At 43.1% G+C, this 19,621-nt stretch carries 21 protein-coding genes; 5 read left to right on the top strand and 16 right to left on the bottom strand.

The annotated features are described in order from the left end of the window. Positions 1–33 precede the first annotated feature (33 nt). The 16 genes from MHB66_RS06075 to ggt all read right to left on the bottom strand — a co-directional run bounded on the left by MHB66_RS06075 (position 34) and on the right by ggt (position 15,935). Positions 34–819 (bottom strand): SDR family oxidoreductase, encoded by a 786-nt coding sequence (locus tag MHB66_RS06075; protein WP_046310696.1) that lies wholly within the window; start codon positions 817–819, stop codon positions 34–36. Then, positions 797–1,498, bottom strand: a complete 702-nt coding sequence (locus MHB66_RS06070; RefSeq protein WP_235362203.1) for an SDR family NAD(P)-dependent oxidoreductase — start codon at positions 1,496–1,498, stop codon at positions 797–799. Before MHB66_RS06070 ends, MHB66_RS06075 begins: the two co-directional genes overlap by 23 nt. Positions 1,499–1,523: 25 nt before the next feature. Further along, positions 1,524–2,906: a dihydrolipoyl dehydrogenase gene (lpdA, locus tag MHB66_RS06065; protein ID WP_046310692.1), complete on the bottom strand. Its 1,383-nt coding sequence runs from the start codon at positions 2,904–2,906 to the stop codon at positions 1,524–1,526. Positions 2,907–2,918: 12 nt separating this feature from the next. Next, positions 2,919–4,244, bottom strand: coding sequence for a dihydrolipoamide acetyltransferase family protein (locus tag MHB66_RS06060; RefSeq protein WP_046310690.1), 1,326 nt, complete (start codon positions 4,242–4,244; stop codon positions 2,919–2,921). Positions 4,245–4,261: 17 nt separating this feature from the next. After that, on the bottom strand, positions 4,262–5,242 hold the full coding sequence (locus MHB66_RS06055; RefSeq protein ID WP_046312209.1) for an alpha-ketoacid dehydrogenase subunit beta: 981 nt from the start codon (positions 5,240–5,242) through the stop codon (positions 4,262–4,264). Positions 5,243–5,273: 31 nt separating this feature from the next. Next, positions 5,274–6,257 carry a pyruvate dehydrogenase (acetyl-transferring) E1 component subunit alpha gene (gene pdhA, locus MHB66_RS06050; RefSeq protein WP_024424949.1) on the bottom strand — a complete coding sequence of 328 codons (984 nt, stop codon included), beginning with the start codon at positions 6,255–6,257 and terminating at the stop codon, positions 5,274–5,276. A gap of 180 nt (positions 6,258–6,437) precedes the next feature. Beyond that, positions 6,438–7,469: an alcohol dehydrogenase catalytic domain-containing protein gene (locus MHB66_RS06045; protein WP_034281479.1), complete on the bottom strand. Its 1,032-nt coding sequence runs from the start codon at positions 7,467–7,469 to the stop codon at positions 6,438–6,440. Beyond that, entirely contained in the window at positions 7,466–7,912 is a 447-nt protein-coding gene (locus MHB66_RS06040) for a hypothetical protein (protein WP_034281478.1), read from the bottom strand. Before MHB66_RS06040 ends, MHB66_RS06045 begins: the two co-directional genes overlap by 4 nt. A 61-nt stretch (positions 7,913–7,973) precedes the next feature. Next, the gene (locus MHB66_RS06035) at positions 7,974–8,252 is read right to left on the bottom strand and encodes a PTS sugar transporter subunit IIB (protein ID WP_003212259.1); all 279 of its coding nucleotides are present in this window, start codon (positions 8,250–8,252) and stop codon (positions 7,974–7,976) included. A 19-nt stretch (positions 8,253–8,271) separates the two neighbouring features. Continuing rightward, complete coding sequence (locus MHB66_RS06030) at positions 8,272–9,645, bottom strand: PTS transporter subunit IIC (protein ID WP_034281477.1); 1,374 nt, start codon at positions 9,643–9,645, stop codon at positions 8,272–8,274. 53 nt (positions 9,646–9,698) lie between these two features. Next, positions 9,699–10,166 carry a PTS sugar transporter subunit IIA gene (locus MHB66_RS06025; RefSeq protein WP_041105930.1) on the bottom strand — a complete coding sequence of 156 codons (468 nt, stop codon included), beginning with the start codon at positions 10,164–10,166 and terminating at the stop codon, positions 9,699–9,701. A 240-nt stretch (positions 10,167–10,406) separates the two neighbouring features. After that, positions 10,407–11,138, bottom strand: a complete 732-nt coding sequence (gene cysA, locus MHB66_RS06020; protein WP_052712386.1) for a sulfate ABC transporter ATP-binding protein — start codon at positions 11,136–11,138, stop codon at positions 10,407–10,409. A 15-nt stretch (positions 11,139–11,153) separates the two neighbouring features. Beyond that, positions 11,154–12,023, bottom strand: coding sequence for a sulfate ABC transporter permease subunit CysW (gene cysW, locus MHB66_RS06015; RefSeq protein WP_046310684.1), 870 nt, complete (start codon positions 12,021–12,023; stop codon positions 11,154–11,156). 5 nt (positions 12,024–12,028) lie between these two features. Next, entirely contained in the window at positions 12,029–12,874 is an 846-nt protein-coding gene (gene cysT, locus MHB66_RS06010) for a sulfate ABC transporter permease subunit CysT (protein ID WP_046310682.1), read from the bottom strand. Between the two features lie 11 nt (positions 12,875–12,885). Continuing rightward, positions 12,886–13,923, bottom strand: a complete 1,038-nt coding sequence (locus MHB66_RS06005) for a sulfate ABC transporter substrate-binding protein (RefSeq protein ID WP_046310679.1) — start codon at positions 13,921–13,923, stop codon at positions 12,886–12,888. A gap of 260 nt (positions 13,924–14,183) precedes the next feature. Further along, positions 14,184–15,935: a gamma-glutamyltransferase gene (gene ggt / locus MHB66_RS06000; protein ID WP_034281472.1), complete on the bottom strand. Its 1,752-nt coding sequence runs from the start codon at positions 15,933–15,935 to the stop codon at positions 14,184–14,186. Between the two features lie 227 nt (positions 15,936–16,162). Between ggt and MHB66_RS05995 the strand changes: the two genes are divergently transcribed. The 5 genes from MHB66_RS05995 (at position 16,163) to MHB66_RS05975 (ending at position 19,520) form a co-directional block, all read left to right on the top strand. Beyond that, positions 16,163–16,621 (top strand): ASCH domain-containing protein, encoded by a 459-nt coding sequence (locus MHB66_RS05995; RefSeq protein ID WP_024424958.1) that lies wholly within the window; start codon positions 16,163–16,165, stop codon positions 16,619–16,621. A 206-nt stretch (positions 16,622–16,827) separates the two neighbouring features. After that, positions 16,828–17,445 carry a DUF47 domain-containing protein gene (locus MHB66_RS05990; protein WP_024426775.1) on the top strand — a complete coding sequence of 206 codons (618 nt, stop codon included), beginning with the start codon at positions 16,828–16,830 and terminating at the stop codon, positions 17,443–17,445. 15 nt (positions 17,446–17,460) lie between these two features. Continuing rightward, positions 17,461–18,459, top strand: coding sequence for an inorganic phosphate transporter (locus MHB66_RS05985; RefSeq protein WP_017359158.1), 999 nt, complete (start codon positions 17,461–17,463; stop codon positions 18,457–18,459). Between the two features lie 145 nt (positions 18,460–18,604). Further along, a complete protein-coding gene (locus MHB66_RS05980) occupies positions 18,605–19,375 on the top strand; it encodes a type II toxin-antitoxin system SpoIISA family toxin (protein WP_024424960.1) in 771 nt (256 codons plus the stop codon). After that, positions 19,344–19,520: a type II toxin-antitoxin system SpoIISB family antitoxin gene (locus tag MHB66_RS05975; RefSeq protein ID WP_080652934.1), complete on the top strand. Its 177-nt coding sequence runs from the start codon at positions 19,344–19,346 to the stop codon at positions 19,518–19,520. The genes MHB66_RS05980 and MHB66_RS05975 overlap by 32 nt, the downstream gene beginning before the upstream one ends. The last annotated feature ends 101 nt before the right edge of the window (positions 19,521–19,621 follow it).

Genomic DNA, 19,621 nt, shown 5'->3' with positions numbered 1-19,621 from the left:
GAACAATTGTTATGAAAATGACAAAAAGAGCGATTAACTCTCCGCTCTTTTTCCCTCAGTATATTTGGGCTGATACGTTCTCCCTCCGTCTAACAGGATCATTTGTCCGTGCAAATAGCTCCCCTCGTGACGTGTGAGAAATAAAGTGAGCCCTGCGATATCCTCAGGCTTTCCTAATCTTCCGATGGGAATGAGTGATTGCAGCTGCCGTTTCTCCTCTACAGTAGGATAGAGCGTATCAAGCATTTGAGATTCAATGACGCGGGGAGCAATCACATTGATGCGTATTTGATGCGAGCCTAGTTCCTTTACGAGCGAACGCATCAATCCAAAAGCACCTGCTTTTGATGCATAATATTGAATACCGCCGCCTGAGCCGGTGATTGCAGATCCCGATCCAATAATGACAACACTGCCTTCCTGCCGCTCACACATATAGGGTGCCAACGCTTTGATGCAATAGTAAAGACCATATAAGTTCACAGCCAGTGTCTTTTTCCAAAGTGAAAAATCGACTTCTAAAAAAGGCAGTGATTTAGTCATTCCTGCTGAATACACAAGGTGAGCAATACCGCCCAGCTCCCTTTCAGCTGCTGATATCATTTGCTGAACACTTTCCCACGATGAAACGTCAGCTTGAAATATCAGCAGCTGAGGATACTGTGTCTTTAAGAGCGAAAGTCCCTTTTCATCTATATCTGACACGGCGACTTGGTGCCCTTCTTTTAAAAAACGCTCAGCAATTTCTTTTCCGATCCCTTGGGCTCCGCCAACGATGAGAACTGGTTTTTGAACATTAGCCAGCACTCTCACCCCCATCAAGCATAATCGCCACGCCATCTGTAAATGCACCATAGGATGTACTGAGAAACACCGTCATATGGGCCACAGTCTCCTTGATTTGCTCTGTATCAGGAACCAAATGGAGAGGAGGCGGCAGCAGCGCAAGCACCCGGATGCCTTTGTCTTTAAATTCTCTCGCTAACCCTTTTGTCATGGCATTCAGCATAGAATTCGAAGTAGCATGCGAGATCCCGCCATCACCTGTAATACTGCCTGATGACGATATATTAATGATGCAGCCTTGTCTCTGATCAACCATATGCCATACAGCAGCCTGACTGGAAAGAAAGACGGTATTCACAGCCGATTCCACTTCATCCACCCACTCATCAGGGTCCACGTCATCAAGCTTCGCGTCCGCTCCTTGCTCTGCTTGATTGACCAAAATATCCAGTTTACCGCATGTATCAATCACTTGCCTCAGCATTCGCGCGGCATCACGCGGTGTTTCCAGCGGGTTCTGAATGATACTCGCTTGACCGCCCATTTTTTGAATGTCTTCACGAATGGTTTTAGCCTTTGATTCATCATGAAACGTGTGTAAAAAAACATGTGCACCTGCCCGGGCTAAAGCCAGGCAGATGGCTTCTCCAAATCCATCTGTGCTACCTGTCACAAGTGCCGCTTTCTGATGAAGCTGGACGTGCACATGCATCTCCTCCCTATCCCTTGTTTGGCCATTATTTTCTCAGCTTACTCACGATATCAAGTGCTGCTTCATAAAAACCTTCTGAGATGGTCGGATGCGGATGAATCATTTTCGCCATCTCTTCTGCTGTTCCTTCTAAATACATAAAGGAGGAAGCTTCTGAAATCATCTCTGTGACGTGCGGGCCAACCATCGTCGCGCCAATCACTTCACCATAGGCTGTATCGTATACCAATTTAATAAAGCCTGTTTGATCACCTGCCGCTAGTGCTTTACCGCTTGCCGCTAAATCAAATCGTTCTGCCCGCACGTTAAGCCCTTTGGCTTTTGCCTCTTTCTCAGTCAGACCGACACTTGCTACCTCTGGTAATGTATAAATACATCTAGGCATGATATCAGCATTCATTTTTTCAGACACACCGCAAATATTACTGACCGCAACAGCGGCCTCTGCCATCGCTGCGTGAGCCAGCTGATAGCCGCCAGCAACATCCCCAACTGCATAGACACCTTCCACACTTGTCTGCATCTTGTCATTCACCTTGATAAAAGGACCATCCAGCTGAAGGTCAAGCTGGCTGACAGCAGAAACGCTAGGTCTTCTTCCTACACAAACAAGCAGTCTTTCAGCCGTAAAGATATGCGTCTCTCCTTTATCGTCTGATGCATGAACCGCTTTGACTCCTTCGCTTTCCGTCACCTCTGTCACAGTGGTTTTTTTCGCGATATAGATGCCTTTTTTCTTTAATTCTCTTTCTAGCAGCTTAGATGCTTCCTCATCCTCTTGTGGAATAATAGACGGAGCCGCTTCGATAATCGTGACTTTTGATTGAAGACTCTGGAAGATACAAGCCAGCTCAAGTCCAATGACACCGCCGCCAATGATGACGACAGAAGCCGGAATATCTGGGATGTCAAAGATCGTATCACTTGTGTCAAATTGAATGTCTTTAAGGCCCGGTATTGGCGGAATGGCAGGTGAAGATCCAGTGGCAATGATGAGCTCTTTCGTTTCAATCGATTCTGAACCATCTTGCTTTTCAATCTCAATCCGGTGCTTTGTAACAGCTGTACCTCTGCCGTTATATACATCAATCTTTCCTTGCTTTAATAAAAAGGCAATTCCGCCTCTGAGCTTTTCAATGACGTCATCTTTGCGCTTTCTCATTTTATCGAAGGAAAGGACCAAATCACCTGTTTCAATTCCCCAGCTTTTCGCCTTCTCAATTGATTCAATGACTTCTGCATGTTTGAGCAGTGTCTTGGAAGGAATACAGCCCCGATTTAAACAAGTACCGCCTAGAAAATCCTCTTCAATCAATGCGACCTTCCGTCCACGCTCAGCTGCTTGAAGGGCGGCAGTATACCCGCCAGGCCCTCCGCCAATGACTGTCAGATCATACGTTTTCGTCATCCGATTCATCTCCTACATTAGCAATTCAAATGGTTGTTCAAGCACTTTTTTAAGGTCTGTTAAAAAGGCAGCCGCTGGTGCGCCATCTACCACTCGGTGATCAAACGATAAACTAACACCCATCATCGGCCGCACCTGAATTTCTCCATCTACTACAACAGGTTTTTCTTGAATGCGCCCAACCCCTAAGATCGCCACTTCCGGCTGATTAATAATCGGGGTAAAGGTATCAATGGCATACATCCCTAAGTTACTAATGGTAAAAGTGGACCCTTTCAGCTGGTCTGGCAGCAGTTTTTGGTCACGTGCGTTTCGGCCGATTTCTTTTGCCTCTTTTGTCAGCTGTTTTAACCCTTTTTGGTTCGCATGAGAAATGACTGGAACCATTAAGCCATCTTTTACAGCGACAGCGAGACCAATGTGCACATCGTCATGGAAATGGAGCTCATTTTGTTCAAACGTCATATTGATATGTGGGTGGCGTGTGAGTACATTGCTGACCGCATGAATCATAATTTCTGTGAACGACAGTCTGTAGCCTGTCTCTTTTTCAATCGCTGGCAATAGCTGTTTGCGTATTTCTTTCGCTTTTGTCATATCGATTTCACTTGTTAATGTCACGTGCGGTGCTGTAAAGGCACTTTGTGACATGCGGTCAGCGATCACTTTTCTCATACCAGCTAGTTTTTGTGTTTTCACTGGAGAAGACTCTGTTGTTTGTACAGCTGCTGCTGTTACATCACTCTTCATAATTTTACCGTGTGCACCAGATCCAGCAACATTCGCTAAATCAATTCCTTCACGAGCAGCCACTTTTTCTGCAAGCGGTGACACGCGCTGATCTTTCTCACTAAAGTGGACGGCCGCCTCGACGTCCCGCTTTTGAACTCTGCCTTTAGGTCCTGTGCCAGATACCTCATGTATCGCTACATGATGATCCTTTGCCGTTTTTCTCGCCGCAGGTGTGGCACGTACTTTTTCATTAGGTGTTTTTGGGGCTTCAGCAGAACTGGATGAAGCCGCTTCGGATGAAGACGATTCGCTGCTGTCTGGTGAATCTTCATCTGATTGTGCTGGCGGTTCGCTTGGCACCTGTTCATTTGCCTCTCCGATGTATCCAATGACAGCATTGACTAGAATTTGATCATCGGCTTCATAATATTTCTTTAGAAAAATACCATCATCATAGGCTTCCACCTCAATATTGATCTTGTCTGTCATAATTTCAAAAAGAGGCTCACCGATTTCAACCGAATCTCCTTCTTCTTTAAACCATTGAAGCAAGGTGCCGACTTCCATCGTACTGCTCAGCTTCGGCATAAATATCTCTTTTGGCATGATCTTCTCCCCTTTACTTAAGAGCGCACAAGCTCTTTTGCTGCTTCAATAATATCTGGCACTTGTGGAATGACCGCTTTTTCCAGCGTCGGGTTGTATGGTATTGGGACCGCAAGACCGCCAAGTCGTTTAATTGGAGCATCTAAGTAGTCAAAGGCTTCACTTTCCGCTATCATACTTGCAATCTCTCCGCCATAGCCGCCTCGTTTTACTGCTTCATGAACCACGATACATTTACCTGTTTTCTTCACAGATTCGATAATCGTTTCTTCATCTAATGGGACAAGTGTTCTTGGGTCAATGATTTCAACATCAATTCCCTCTGCTTCTAGTTCCTTCGCCGCTTCTAACGCTTTGTGTACCATAATCGCTGTTGCTACAATCGTGACGTCTTTCCCGCTTCTTTTCACATCTGCTTTCCCTAGAGGAATGGAATATTGCTCTTCAGGCACGTCACCGATTGTTTTATATAAAAGCTTGTGCTCGTAGAAAATGACAGGGTTGTCATCATCCATCGCCGCTTTTAAAAGTCCTTTTGCATCATAGGCTGTTGAAGGCTGAACCACTTTGAGTCCTGGAATATGCGCCATCCACGCTTCTAAGCTTTGTGAGTGCTGCGCCGCTGCACCCGTTCCTGATCCTGCTGGTGTTCTTACGACAAGCGGCACCTTTCCTTTTCCGCCAAACATGTATCGTGTTTTGGCTGCTTGGTTCACAAGCTGATCCATTGCGATTGTTATAAAGTCAGAGAATTGAAGTTCTAAAATCGGCCGCATACCAGTTAAAGCCGCTCCGACTGCCCCACCTGCGATGGCAGCCTCTGAGATAGGTGTATTGCGAACGCGCTCTGGACCGAATTCTTCAATCATGCCGCGCGTGACTCCAAAAGCACCTCCATATACGCCGATATCTTCACCTAAAATGAAGACATCTTGGTTTTCTCTCATTTCCTGACTCATAGCCTCTCGAACGGCTTCTAAATATGAAATCTCTCTCACTGTTGTTTTTGTCACGTGATTTCCCTCCTAATTAGGCGTATACATCCTCTAATAGTGTGTCAATTGACGGTTCTTTACTGTTTTTGGCGAATTCTACAGACGCTTCAATTTCCTGCTTCGCTTCTTCCTGTAAGCTTGCTGCCTGCTCTTCTGTTAAAACATTCAGTTCAATCAAGAGAGACTTAAAGCGTTTGATTCCGTCTTTTTGTCTCCACTCTGTCTCTTCTTCACGTGTACGGTATTTTTTCGCATCACTCTTAGAGTGACCCTTCCAGCGGTACGTTTTCATTTCAATGAGTGATGGGCCTTCTCCCGCTCTCGCACGGCTGACTGCTTCATCTACTGTGTTCATAATTTCGACCATGTCATTTCCATCAACCGTTTTTCCTGGCATTCCGTAGCTTTCTGCTCTTGTTGAAATGTCTTCAATGTTGATCATTTCTTTCACAGGGCCAGACATGCCGTACTGGTTGTTTTCACAAATAAACACAACCGGTAAATCCCAAATAGACGCAAGGTTTAATGCTTCATGGAAGCTGCCTTCATTTGTGGCACCATCTCCGAAGAAACAAAGAACAACAAAGCCTTCCTGCTTCATTTTAGATGTGAGCGCTGCACCTGTTGCCAGCGGGATACCGCCGCCAACGATTCCATTTGCCCCAAGATTTCCTTTTTCTAAATCCGCAATATGCATCGAGCCGCCTTTTCCTTTACAATAGCCGGTTTCACGCCCAAACAATTCAGCCATCATTTTATTAACCTCGGCCCCTTTTGCAATACAGTGACCGTGTCCCCTGTGTGTGCTGACGATCTTATCTTTATCTTCTAATACGGCAATCGATCCAACAGCTGACGCTTCCTGTCCAACACATAAATGAGTGGTGCCATGGATAAGTCCTTTTGCAAAAAATTGGTCGACCTTTTCATCAAAATATCTCACTAACCACATTTGTTTATATAAATCTGCTAATTTCTCATGGCTAATCTGTTCAGGCAAAGTGATTTGTTTTTGCATTTCTTCTCTCCCCTTTACATTTGTTCTTATATGTTACATTTGTAATCATCATACGTTTAAGTGTCATCGAAGTCAAGCATTTCTCTCTCATTTTTAAGCGTTTTCATCTTTTATCAGAAAAAAAGAGAAAGGGAAAGCCCTTTTCCAAAGAACTTCTCTTTCTCTTTTAATCTCATACACTCATTCATCTGGATACATCATGATTTTGACGCTCTCACCCTCAGGATGCCTCGCACATTCTATCGCCTGAAGCAGCTGGCTTAACGGATAACGATGCGTCACCATCTTTTCAGTGTTGACCACTTTTGCTTTCAAAAGCTCAAGGGCTTCACGATAATGATATGGATGCGAGGAATAGGCTCCTACTACCTTCACTTCATCATTAAAAAATCGTTCAGCAGGAATGGCCACATCTCCCTTTGGAAAATGAGCAAACACCAAAATCGTCCCGCCTCGCGCTACAGCCTGAAACGCCTCTTTTAAAAGCGCACTGCTCCCAACAGAAATAATGACGAGGTCTGCTCCCTTTCCATCTGTTTCTTTCATCACCCGGTTTTCCACCGGCTCGGCTGCTGGATGAAAGGAGACGTCTGCACCTAAACTCCTCGCTTGCAGCAGTCTGTTCTCATTCACGTCTGTTATCATCACTTTCCCAGCCAAATAATATTTGGCGAGCTGCAATTGAATACAGCCAATTTGCCCCGCTCCAAGGATCAAAACGGAATCTCCTGGGTGAACAGGAGCTCGTTCAAACCCGTGCAGGCAGCAGGCAACCGGTTCTACCATCGCCCCTTGCTCATACGATACGTCTTTTGGAAGCTTGCCCATCGTGTGCTTGACATGCAAAGCAGGTACACGGATATATTCTGAAAACCCGCCCGGCTCTACATTTGTGGCTGTAAACTGCGGACACATCGTATAAAAACCCTTTTGACAAAAGTCACAGGTGAAACAAGGCACATGATGTGCCACATAAACCCTGTCTCCCGTTTGGACATTTGTCACGTGCTTGCCGGTCTCGACAATATCACCAGCGATTTCATGCCCCAGCACTGTCCCAGGAGGTACTGTCTCATGTGTTGCTTTGTAAATATCCGTTCCACATAAGCCGCAGGCTCGCAGCTTTAACAAAACTTCATCATCACCGATGACTGGCCGGTTCCGCTCCTCATACCGAATGTCCTCTGAAGAATAAAAGACAGCTGATTTCATGTAGCGGCATCCTCCTTTTCATCACCCTTCGCAAAATCCTGCAACGTTTGAACAAGCTGCTTGTACTCACTCATCTCACTGGATATCCAGTAACGCCCTCCGAATATACGAGATGGACCCACCCTGACATAGACTTTCCCGATATGAGGATAAGGCTTTAAAAAAAGCTTTCCTTTAATATCAGAAACTGCATATGTGTGCCATCTGCCAAAAGCGCCTATCTTCAGTTGATCTTCACTAATGATGACGCTTGTCGGCTGGTTCAGTCCTGTAATACTAGAGAGCATGAGAATAGGCAGCGTATAAACGCCTAACACAGCTAACGGGTCAGGTCCTGCTGACCATAACGTATAAAGAGACCAGAGAAAAAACAGACAGATGAGCACAGCCGGAAGAAAAATAGACAACACTGCAGACGTTCGGCTATAAGCATGATGCTGCATAAGACTTCCTCCTTTCAAATCACTAGAAGGAGCCGGAAAAGCTCCTTCAGAAAATAGCCCTCTACTTGATATGATCAATGATTTTCTCGATATCATCTTCAATACCAAATCCAGTTAAAAAGGATAATGTTTGAATCACAGGTGTCCCTTTTGTATCACTTACAGGCGTTGTCGTCACAATTAAATCGGCGCCTTCCGCTTTTTGCGGGACTTCAGATGCCTTACACTGTTCCACCACGACATCATATCCTTTTTCCTTTAACGTCTCTTCTACCTTTTTAGCGACAACCGTTGATGTTGCAACTGCCGTTCCGCATGATACTAATATTTTCTTCGCCATTAGAATCCCTCCAGCTCATTTATTGTTCTTTCTGATCTAAGCCCATTTCTTTTGCATACTGCTTTTTAATATCATTTCGCACCCAGTACCATAGAAGCCCATAAGCCAGAGCACAGATGATGGCTGCAATAAAGTAAGGGTTGCTCGGATCAAGAAGTCTCACCATGATCCAAGGAATGACGTGAGAACCAAGATCAATACCTGAAATCATGTTTGCCCCTTCTGGGAAATCAAAGCCGACTGCTTTCCCCATGGTTGTCGCAAGCGGAGCAAGGTTCGTTGCGATAAAGAAGACAATCATTAATGTAAAAATACTGTTAATAAGGCCGCGAATAATATTTCCACGAGCGGCTGCTACTGCCCAGACAACTGTAAATGGCAGAACCGATAAGTCAGCAAACGGGAGCATGCCATTGTAAGGGAGAACAACTGCTAGCAAAATCGTAATCGGCACCATTAAAAGGGCTACCGCCATATTCGCTGGATGACCAATCACAATCGCTGTATCTAAACCAATATAGACATTTTTCCCAGGGAAACGCTTTTGAATATAAGAACGAGCGCCCTCAGAGATTGGAATCAGTCCTTCCATTAATAACGCAACCATTCTTGGCATTAAGACAAGAACTGCCGCCATTTGAATACCGAGCGTCATCACGCCTTTTGCATCATAGCCGCCGAGAAGACCAATAATGATACCAAGTATGAGACCCATCACAAGCGGTTCGCCAAAAATGCCAAAGCGTTTCTTCAATGTTTCTGGATCAGCATGAATTTTGTTTAAACCAGGAATCTTATCAATGACGCGGTTGGACGCATACATGAGCGGGGCGAAGTTGACCGTTTCCGCATGAGCCATCGATACGCCTTTTAAACCGAAATGGTGTTCGATTGTCGGCGCCGTCCAATCGGCTAACTTTAGCGTGATCGCAGAGACGATCAAGCCAACAGCAAGAGCCAAGAACATATTATGATAAGCGTAGTAAGTAACAGAGGCTGCGAAAATCAAATGCCAGAAGTTCCAAATATCCACATTCAGCGTTTTCGTAAAGTTTACAGACAATAAGATGACATTTAATAAAAGCACAAGAGGAATCATGAGCGGGGCAACGGGTGTACCAAAGGATATGGCAGCTCCAATCGGCCATCCAACATCCAAAATATCGAGCTTTAGCCCAAGGGAATTAACCATGGCTTTTGCTGCTGGCCCAAGTCCGCTCACGAGCAAATTAATGACAAGATTGACACCAACAAATCCAATTCCGATCGTAATACCGGCCCTGAAGGATTTCTTAAAGCCCTGCCTTAAAATCATACCGAAAAGCGTCATAATAATCGGGAGCATAATAGTTGGTCCAAGGTCTAATATAAAATCGACGGCTTGCTTGATCATACATCCACCTCCTGAATTTTTCAGATAAAGCGCTTACATAATTTCGTGAGTGACTATTGGTTTAGTTCTTGCTGAAGCACGTCAACCGCTTCTTCATAAGATGTCATATAAGAGAGCTTCGTCATCACTTCTTCTTTTCTAAAAAGTGTCATCAGCTTCTCCAGCATCACAAGCTGTTTGCTAGGCTCAGAGATTGCTAGGACAAACACAATTTTGGCTTGCACTGTTTCATCAGGGCTTCCCATCTTATGAAAAATGACAGGTTCCTTTAAAGTAGCTACACTAATCGCTGGTTTGTTCACATGCTCAGGATCTGTATGCGGAATCGCTACCCCAAAGGCTGCAAGTGGAAGGCCTGTAGGATATGTTTTTTCTCTTTCAAGCACTGCTGGTAAAAAGCTCGATTTAATGTAACCTCCAGCTTCTAACCGCCCTGCTAAATATGTGGTCACCTCCTCTCTCGAAGATGCTTCGAACTGCAGCTTAATCAGTTGTTCATCTAACTCAAACAAGCTGTTCAAACAACCACCCCTTTCATTTGGTATAAATATGAACACATGTAACAAAAAGAAAGAACATTTTTAGAATAGAACCTTTTATAAAGCGCTTACAATTATGCGTTCTAAAAAATGTTCAATACCGTTACCTTTGTAAAGATATTATAATATTCAAAATTATAAGTCAATGTCCCTAGGGAAATTTAAATAAAAAAAGACGCAGTCATCACCGCGTCTCTTCCTTCTAATCTTCTATACTGCTTGTTAAATGTGGCTTCCTATATCTAAAAATTCAGATACAAATAGATTGTCTGTCTGCACTGCCATTTCTTCCTTTGTGCCAACTTTTTCGATTCTTCCTTCATTCATCACCACAACACGATCAGCAATATCAAATGCTTCTTCTTGATCATGTGTCACAAAAATGGTGGTCATTTGAAAGTCACGATGAACTTTTTTCAGCCAATGCCTTAATTCTTTCCTCACCTTTGTATCAAGTGCACCAAAAGGTTCATCCAGCAGGAGTGCCTTGGGCTGAACGGCAAGTGCGCGCGCCAGTGCTACACGCTGCTTTTGACCGCCTGACAGCTGTTCTGGATACCGCTGCTCAAACTGCGTAAGCTGAACAACCTCTAAAAGCTCATGTACCCGCTCTTTGATGTCTTTTTTAGGCAGTCTTTCTCCTCTAGGTTTCATTTTCAGTCCATATGCCACATTATCAAAAACCGTCATATTTCGAAAAAGCGCATATTGCTGAAACACAAAACCGATCTGCCGTTTTCGTACTGGAATGTGTGTGTAATCCTGATCTCCGAATAAAATCTGCCCGTTATTGGCGTAATCAAGACCTGCAATGATTCTTAATAACGTCGTCTTCCCAGAGCCAGACGGTCCTAATAAAGAGATCAATTCACCATTTCTTATCGATAAATTCACGTTTTGCAAAACCTTTGTCTGGCCAAATTGTTTTGATATTTGTTTTGCTGTAATCCCCAAGGCACATCCCTCCATTTATGTTGACCGCTTGCCAAGCCGGTGATCCCTCTGCTGAATGATTTGCTTAATGATTAAAGTAATGACTGCCACAAACGCCATGAGAGACGCCACAGCAAAAGCGGCTTGAAATTGGTACTCATTGTATAAAATTTCGATATGAAGCGGCATCGTATTGGTCATCCCTCGAATATGACCTGATACAACCGACACGGCACCAAATTCACCAATCGCTCTTGCCCCGGCCAAGATGACACCGTAAAAAAGAGCCCATTTGATATTCGGCAGTGTCACAAAGAAAAAAGTCTTCCATCCGTTTGCACCCAGTGTGAGCGATGCTTCCTCCTCCTGAATGCCTTCATGCTGCATAAACGGGATTAATTCTCTAGCGATAAATGGAAATGTAACGAATATGGTTGCTAGGATCATGCCTGGTACAGAATAAATGACTTTCCATCCATTCGCCATAAGCCAAGGTCCTAAAAGCCCGTTTGAACCAAATAAAAGCACAAATACAAGTCCAGCAATCACAGGCGAAACGGCAAACGGGAGGTCCATCACAGTCGTTAACAAACGTTTTCCGCGGAAGTTAAATTTTGTGATAAGCCATGCAGCACTCACCCCAAAGATCATTTGAAGCGGCAAGGTGACGACGACAATGAAAACGGTCAATTTGATCGCCGCTAGTGTATCTGGATGTGAGATGGCCAGAAGGTATGAACTCCACCCTTTCTCAAATGCCTTTGAAAAAACGGCGATCAGCGGTATAAGTAAAAATAAAATCAAAAAAGCATACACGACCGTAATCAATAGGATTTTCACTGCTTTAGATTCGGTTACAGGACTTTTATACCGAATATGGTGCTGATGACTAAACTCTCTCTCCAATGGTTTCACCTCACGTATACTTGTTTTTTCCGCTCAACATACCACTGAATGCCGTGAATCAATAACAGAATGAAAAATGAAAGAAGCAGCATCAAGCATGCAATTGCTGCTGCACCATGATAATCATATTGTTCAAGCTTGGACATGATCATCAGCGGTGTAATTTCTGTTTTAAACGGAATATTTCCAGCAATAAACACAACAGAGCCATATTCACCTAGCGCTCTTGCAAACGCAAGTGAAAATCCAGTCATCACCGCAGGAAACAAGGCCGGCAGCAGTATGTGAAAAAAGGTCTGTCTCCTTGTCGCACCAAGAATCGCCGCAGCCTCTTCCACTTCCTGCTGCAGCCCCTCTATCACAGGCTGAACGGTTCGGATAACGAATGGAATGCCAATAAAAATCAGTGCCAAAATAATCCCAATCGGTGTGTACGCCACCTTTATATGCAGAAATTGACCAATCCATCCATTAGGAGAATAAAGGGTGGTGAGGGCAATACCCGCAACAGCGGTTGGGAGAGCAAAAGGCAAATCAATGAGAGCATCTAAGATTTTCTTTCCAGGAAATGTGTACCTGGCGAGAACCCAGGCAATCAGTACACCAAACCCTGCATTGATGAGAGCAGCTGCAAAGGAAGTCGTCACGGTCAGCTGAAGCGACTTCAATACTCTTGCATCGGTAAAAACCTTCCAAATCCCCTCTGCTCCTAATGAAGCCGTCCAAATAAATACCATGGATAAAGGAATGACGACAATCGCACTCACATAAACGAGCGTCACCCCAAGGCTCAGACCAAATCCAGGCAATATACGTATTCTTTTATTGGCGGCTGCATGTGCTTTCTTCATCACATCGCCCCCTATTTTTGTCCGCTGTATATTTGATCAAATAAGCCGCCATCATCAAAAAATCTTTTCTGCGCCTTTCTCCACCCGCCAAACGCTTGATCAATCGTCACCATATCAATCTTTTTAAACTGGTCTTTATATTTGTTTAGGACTTCTTGATTTCTAGGGCGATAATAGTTTTTCGCCGCAATTTCCTGCCCTTTTTTTGAATATAAATAATCTAAATAAGCCTTCGCCACTTTCTCTGTTCCTTTACGTTTCACATTTTGATCAACGACCGCAACAGGCGGCTCCGCTAGAATACTAATTGATGGGGTGACAATCTCAAATTTGTCTTTGCCTAGTTCGTGCTGCGTTAAATAGGCTTCATTCTCCCATGCAATTAACACATCCCCAAGTCCGCGTTCAACAAAGGTCGTTGTGGCTCCGCGTGCACCTGAATCAAGGACTTCGACATGTTCATATAGCTTTTTGACAAAATCCTTTGTTTTTTCTTCATTCCCATGAAATGTTTTATCGGCGTAGGCCCATGCAGCTAAGTAATTCCATCTCGCACCGCCGGACGTTTTCGGATTTGGCGTAATGATGGACACACCTGGCCGAATCAAATCGTCCCAATCTTTAATGTTTTTGGGATTCCCTTTCTTCACAAGAAACACAATGGTCGATGTATACGGTGTGGACTGATTTGGAAATTCTTTTTGCCAATCTTTTGAAAGTATTCCGCGATCTGCAATCGCATCAATGTCATACCCTAAAGCCAGTGTTGCCACATCTGCCTCGAGTCCGTCAATAATCGATCTTCCCTGCTTTCCTGATCCACCGTGAGACTGCTTGATCGTGACATCCTCACCAGTTTTGTCTTTCCAATACGTCTGAAAGGCTTGATTGTATTCCTGATACAATTCACGTGTAGGATCATACGAAACATTTAACAGCTCAACCTTTCCCTTTTGCTTTGAAGCTTCGTTTGCGTTTGAGCATGCAGTACTCGTCACAGCCAAGACTAATATGATGGTCACGATAGAGACCCATTTCCACTTTTTCATGTTATCCCGCTCCCCGTTATCAAATAATAGTGACACCAACCTTGCCGTTTCACACGCAAAAAAGACCCTTAGCCACCTGAAATACATCACAGTTCTGTACTTCAAATTGCCAAGAGCCTTCGGTTGTCCGATCAGCTATGTATGATTGATGTTAGTCTATATATTATTCAAACTATTCACAGGTGTCAACTCTGTTTTTTCATTTAAACAAAAAAAGAAACGCCATCTTGAAGAGGCGCTTCTTTTCCCGGGAAATGGTCTTAATCGGCAGATAGCTTTAAATTGACACCAACAGCGGTTCCATTTCTTGAGGAGTCAGCTACTCCTGTAAATGTCCCTGCTTTCCGATCAATGAGTAAGGCTTGCACATTTCCTATATCAATAGGTGAACTGCCAAAACGGTGACCCATGTCATTTAGCTTCGTTCTCACATCAAGGGGAACACCTACTTCGTAACGGTAAGAAGTTGGACTGTTTGTATAAATCCGCGGCTCTTCCACCGCATCTTGCAGCTCCATGTCGTATTCAAGCAAGTTTAGGATCGTTTGTGAAACAGAAGCAATAATGGTCGTTCCTCCAGGTGAGCCCACAGTCATGACCGGCTCGTTATCTTTGAATATGATGGTCGGGGTCATACTGGATAATGGACGTTTGTTTGGCTGGACTTCATTTGCTCCGCCTGGTCTTGCGTCAAAATCTGTTAGTTCGTTATTTAAGAAAAATCCATATTCCGGAACAAGAATTCCTGTACCAAATAACTGTTCAATGGTTGTTGTGAATGACACGACATTTCCCCACTGATCGGCAACAGTAAAATGAGTGGTCTCGCCAATGGTTTTATCTTCTGGCTGCGGGACAATTGGGGATGGATTTTTTTCATCCTCATACGCCCATGGATCTCCTTCTTTCGGGTTTTTGTTCATTTGATCTAATTGAATGAGAGAAGCTCTTTTTGAAATGTAATCATCGTCTAGTAGTCCTTTTAGTGGAACATCTACGAATTCGGGGTCGCCTGCATATGCAGCACGGTCAGCATAGGAGAGATGCATTGTTTCAGCTAGCAGCTGATATTTTTCGAATGATTTGGGGTCATATTGTGATAGATTGAAGTGATCTAGTATTTTGAGTATTTGCAGCATAAACACACCGCCTGAGCTTGGTGGAGGCATACTTGCAAGCTGGTATCCTTTATAGTCCCCCCAGATAGGCTTGTCAGTCTTGACCTCATAACGACCAAGGTCATCAGTTGTCATCGTTCCGCCAAAATCTTGGACTGTCTTTGCAAGTGCTTTTGCTACTTTTCCTTCATAAAATGCTTTGCTCCCTTTTTTTGCAATGAGCTTAAATGTTTTCGCAAGACCTGGCTGTACAAGCAGATCGCCTTCTTTGAGCGGCTGATCATCTGGAAGAAAGATTGGCGCTGCGGCCGTTTTTTTCAGCTTTTCTTGATGATCTTCAATGGCTTTTGCCAGAACAGAATCGATTTCAAATCCATCCTCTGCAAGCTGAATGGAAGGCTCAATCAATTCCTTCATCGAACGGGTTCCCCACTTATCTAATGCTGCCTCGAGACCTTTTACTGTCCCTGGGACACCAACCGCATTACCGTGTGTGGACCGCTCAGCAAATGGGATGACTTTTCCCTCATCCGTTAAAAACATGTCAGGTGTTGCGCCCTGTGGTGCTCGTTCTCTACTATTGATGATGGATGTTTCTTTTGTCTTTCCATCATAAACCATCATAAAACCACCGCCGCCAATTCCAGACATCATTGGCTCTGTCACATTCAGTGCGTACTGGATGGCAACAGCAGCATCCACTGCGTTTCCACCTTTCTTCAATACATCAGCACCTACTTCTGATGCCAGCGGGTGAGCAGTAGCCACCATGCCATCTTTACCTACAGCTACTTTACTCCCATGAGATTCGTTCGCATTGACTTGGCTGACAGGCAGAAAAAACGAGAAAACAAACAGACATATGGACAAAACAGTTAGAGAAATGCGTTTCATGAACAACACCCCTTCCATATTCTTACTTTGACCTTACCGACTTCTTGACCAGAATACAATAGATTATTCTAAAATTTCAAAAATTTTCATCCTATCATCCTACATTTCCCAAATCAAACATTGTTTTTCAAAACATATGACGCACTCACTCATTAGGAATAAAGACACATCATTTCCAACGATTCAGCTTCAAGGTATAATAAACACAACAAAGAGGGGGAAAAACATTGAACAACAAATGCAGATTATTTTGGGAAGACTATTGGAAAGAGAAATCAGAAAAAGCACCTGCTGACGCTTTTGTTTCGGCGTGGGCATTCGGCTCAGATCCTGATCATTTGCTTGATCTTGTAAAGCAAGGAAAAAAAACAGCCACTTGTTCTGGACACCTTTTTTATGAAAAGGAACAGGAGCCGCTTCCACAACCCGGACAATATGCGGTCATTTTGGACAGCCAAGAAGAGCCAAAAGCCATCATTGAAATTACACATGTAGATGTCATGCCAATGAATGAAGTCCCCGTATCATTTGCACAAGCAGAGGGTGAAGGCGACTTATCTTATGACTATTGGTACAGAGAACATAAAGAATTTTTCACAGAAGCACTCCAATCATACGGTTTAGAATTCAAAGAGGATATGCTTCTTGTTTGTGAACGGTTTAAGCTGATTCATTCAGCTTCTTAGCCTTTAAGCGGCGCCAAATATGGCCCGCTTTTTTCGTGGCTTTTCGCCTTTTAGAAAAAGGTGTGTTGAGATCACATCTTTAGGTCAGAATAAGATCAAATAGAAAAAGTGAAGAAATTTTCGACTACACCTGTTTTTTTTCGACAAAAGAATATATAATTATTTGATGTGTGCATTGTCTCATTTATACAATGGAGGGTTTTTACATGTTAAAAAGGAAAAAAGACAAGTTTTCCGTCTTGTTAACGGAAATTGCTAAAAATTTAGATGAAACTGCTGAGTATTTTGTTAGCTATAAAGTAACAAATCAAACCACTCTGAAAGAATTTTCTGACACATTGAAGGAATATGAGACAAAAGGTGATAATCATGTTCATACCATGATTAAAGAGCTGAACAAAGCCTTTATTACACCGATTGAACGTGAAGACATTCTTCAATTGACGAATAGCCTCGATGATGTTTTAGATGGAATTGAGCATTTTTCCGCAACATTAGAAATTTACTCAATTACAAGCTCTGACGAACATATCGACAAATTCAGCCACTACATCAGAGAGTGTGCGAAAGAAATTTTAATCACAATTGATCTACTAGCTGAAAATCGCTTGAAAGATATTCATCCGCACGCAATCAAGATCAAAGAGATTGAACATAATTGTGACAATCTTCATCGTAAATCATTAAAGAACTTGTTTGGAAAAGAAACAGATCCAATTAAAGTGATTCAATACAAAGAAATTTACGAAACACTTGAAGAAATCGCTGATTCCTGTCAAAGTGTTGCCAACAATCTAGAAACAATCATTATGAAGAATGCGTAACGGGGTTAGTTAAACATGGACACATTACTCATCCTTACCATACTTATTGTCATTTGTGCACTTGCTTTTGATTTCATTAACGGGTTCCACGATACAGCAAATGCCATTGCAACTTCAGTTTCAACGAAGGCATTAAAGCCTAGACATGCGATCATCATGGCAGCGTTCATGAACTTCTTAGGAGCAATGACATTTACAGGTGTGGCAAAATCCATTACCAAAGATATCGCAGATCCATTTACACTTCAAAACGGCTCTGTTGTGATCTTGGCTGCTTTAATTGCCGCCATCACATGGAACTTGCTTACTTGGTATTACGGGATTCCGAGTAGTTCTTCACATGCATTAATCGGATCAATTGCAGGTGCGGTTATTGCCTCTGCCGGTTTTGGCGCTTTAAACTATTCGGGATTCATTAAAATCATTCAAGCACTTTTGCTTTCACCTATCCTAGCTTTCGTATTGGGATATATCGTGTATACCATCATCAAAATTATATTTAGAAACAACAATCTCGCAAAAACAAATAAACAATTCCGACGTGTTCAAATTTTAACGGCTGCACTGCAATCGTATACCCATGGGACAAACGATGCGCAAAAAGCGATGGGAATTATTACGATGGCTTTAATTGCAGGTAATTTGCATACAACAGATGACATTCCTTTCTGGGTACAATTCTCTTGTGCGCTTGCAATGGGACTCGGTACTTCTATCGGAGGCTGGAAGATTATCAAAACAGTCGGCGGTAAAATTATGAAAATTCGTCCAGTAAACGGAGTATCTGCCGACTTAACGGGTGCAGCTATTATCTTCGGTGCGACGTTTATTCACTTACCTGTTAGTACGACTCACGTTATCTCATCTTCTATTCTAGGTGTAGGTTCTGCACACAGAGTCAAAGGGGTTAACTGGGGTACAGCAAAACGTATGCTTGTCACTTGGGTGATTACATTACCGATTTCAGGAACTCTAGGAGCTCTTATATACTTTGTGTTAAATGCGATTCTCTAATATCAAAGACCTGTCTGACAGGTCTTTTTTTATTTACCCGCACACTTAAAACCGTCCTTCTGCAGGACATTTTTTCATGAAGCAGGGTTTCCAATCATATCCATAGAAATAAACAAGTATTCATCTGTCTATGGGAGAGAAGAACATGCTATTATTTTTTCAATTGACTGTATGGTTATTGCTAGGTGCTCTTGCTGTGTATGTATTTGCGGTTTGGCGCTTTGAACAAAAAGTAAAAGAAAAGATGTTTGCCATTCGTAAAACGTGGTATTGGATTTATGTAGCGGGTGCTGTTGTGTACTGGACAAATGACCCCTCTTCTATCTTCACTGATTGGATGCACTACTTGATCATTGCCGTATTTTTCGCATTAACTGATGCTTTCATCTTTCTTAGCTCCTATATTAAAAAACTCGGAAATCATGAGCTGGAAACCGACACCCATCAACTCCTTGAACAAAATAACGACCTGCTTCATTCTTACCTCAATAAACTAAAAACGTACCAATACCTATTGAAAAATGAACCGATCCATGTATATTATGGAAGTGTAGAGGCATATATAGAGGGAATTGAGCGGCTGATTTATTCTTTTGCCGACAAGATGAATATTCAAGCGGTGCTTTGTCCATACGATATGCAGGAACAAAAAGACGACCTGCTTCGGACACTTGACCAGCGGGCTCTTATTCAGGCGAAGCTTGACAGGCAGGAAGTATATTACGATGATTTCGGTCATTTGGTGCTCATCCCATTTTCTGTAGCAGATGCTCATTTTGTCATTAAGCTCACCTCCGATGAGATTGTCACGGAGTTCGACTATTTATTAATGACATCACTTACAACAATTTATGACCTAATCTTGCCTGACGAAGAGGAAGGTGATGAAGATGGACCACGCACTTCAAGGGGATAACAACAATCCTAAGAAAAACCCTTTTAAGATTTTAAAGAAAAAACGCCATATCAGTATGGCCGATTATAAGGTAAGCCCCCATACTGAGCGAATTTTTAAAAAGAATGAACAGCTTCTGGATGAGTATAAAAATAAAAAGGCTTGATTACACTAAAGGACGCGGAACGAAATCCGCGTCCTGCTTCCATTTTCACATAGACTTGCATACAATACACTATACGCTGCAACGATTGAGGTGCCAAAATG

It is taken from the genome of Bacillus sp. FSL L8-0167 (assembly GCF_038630295.1).
In the GTDB taxonomy this organism is placed as follows: domain Bacteria; phylum Bacillota; class Bacilli; order Bacillales; family Bacillaceae; genus Bacillus; species Bacillus safensis.
Note: the sequence above shows the minus strand (reverse complement) of the source record. Positions and strands in the feature narration are given on the sequence as shown.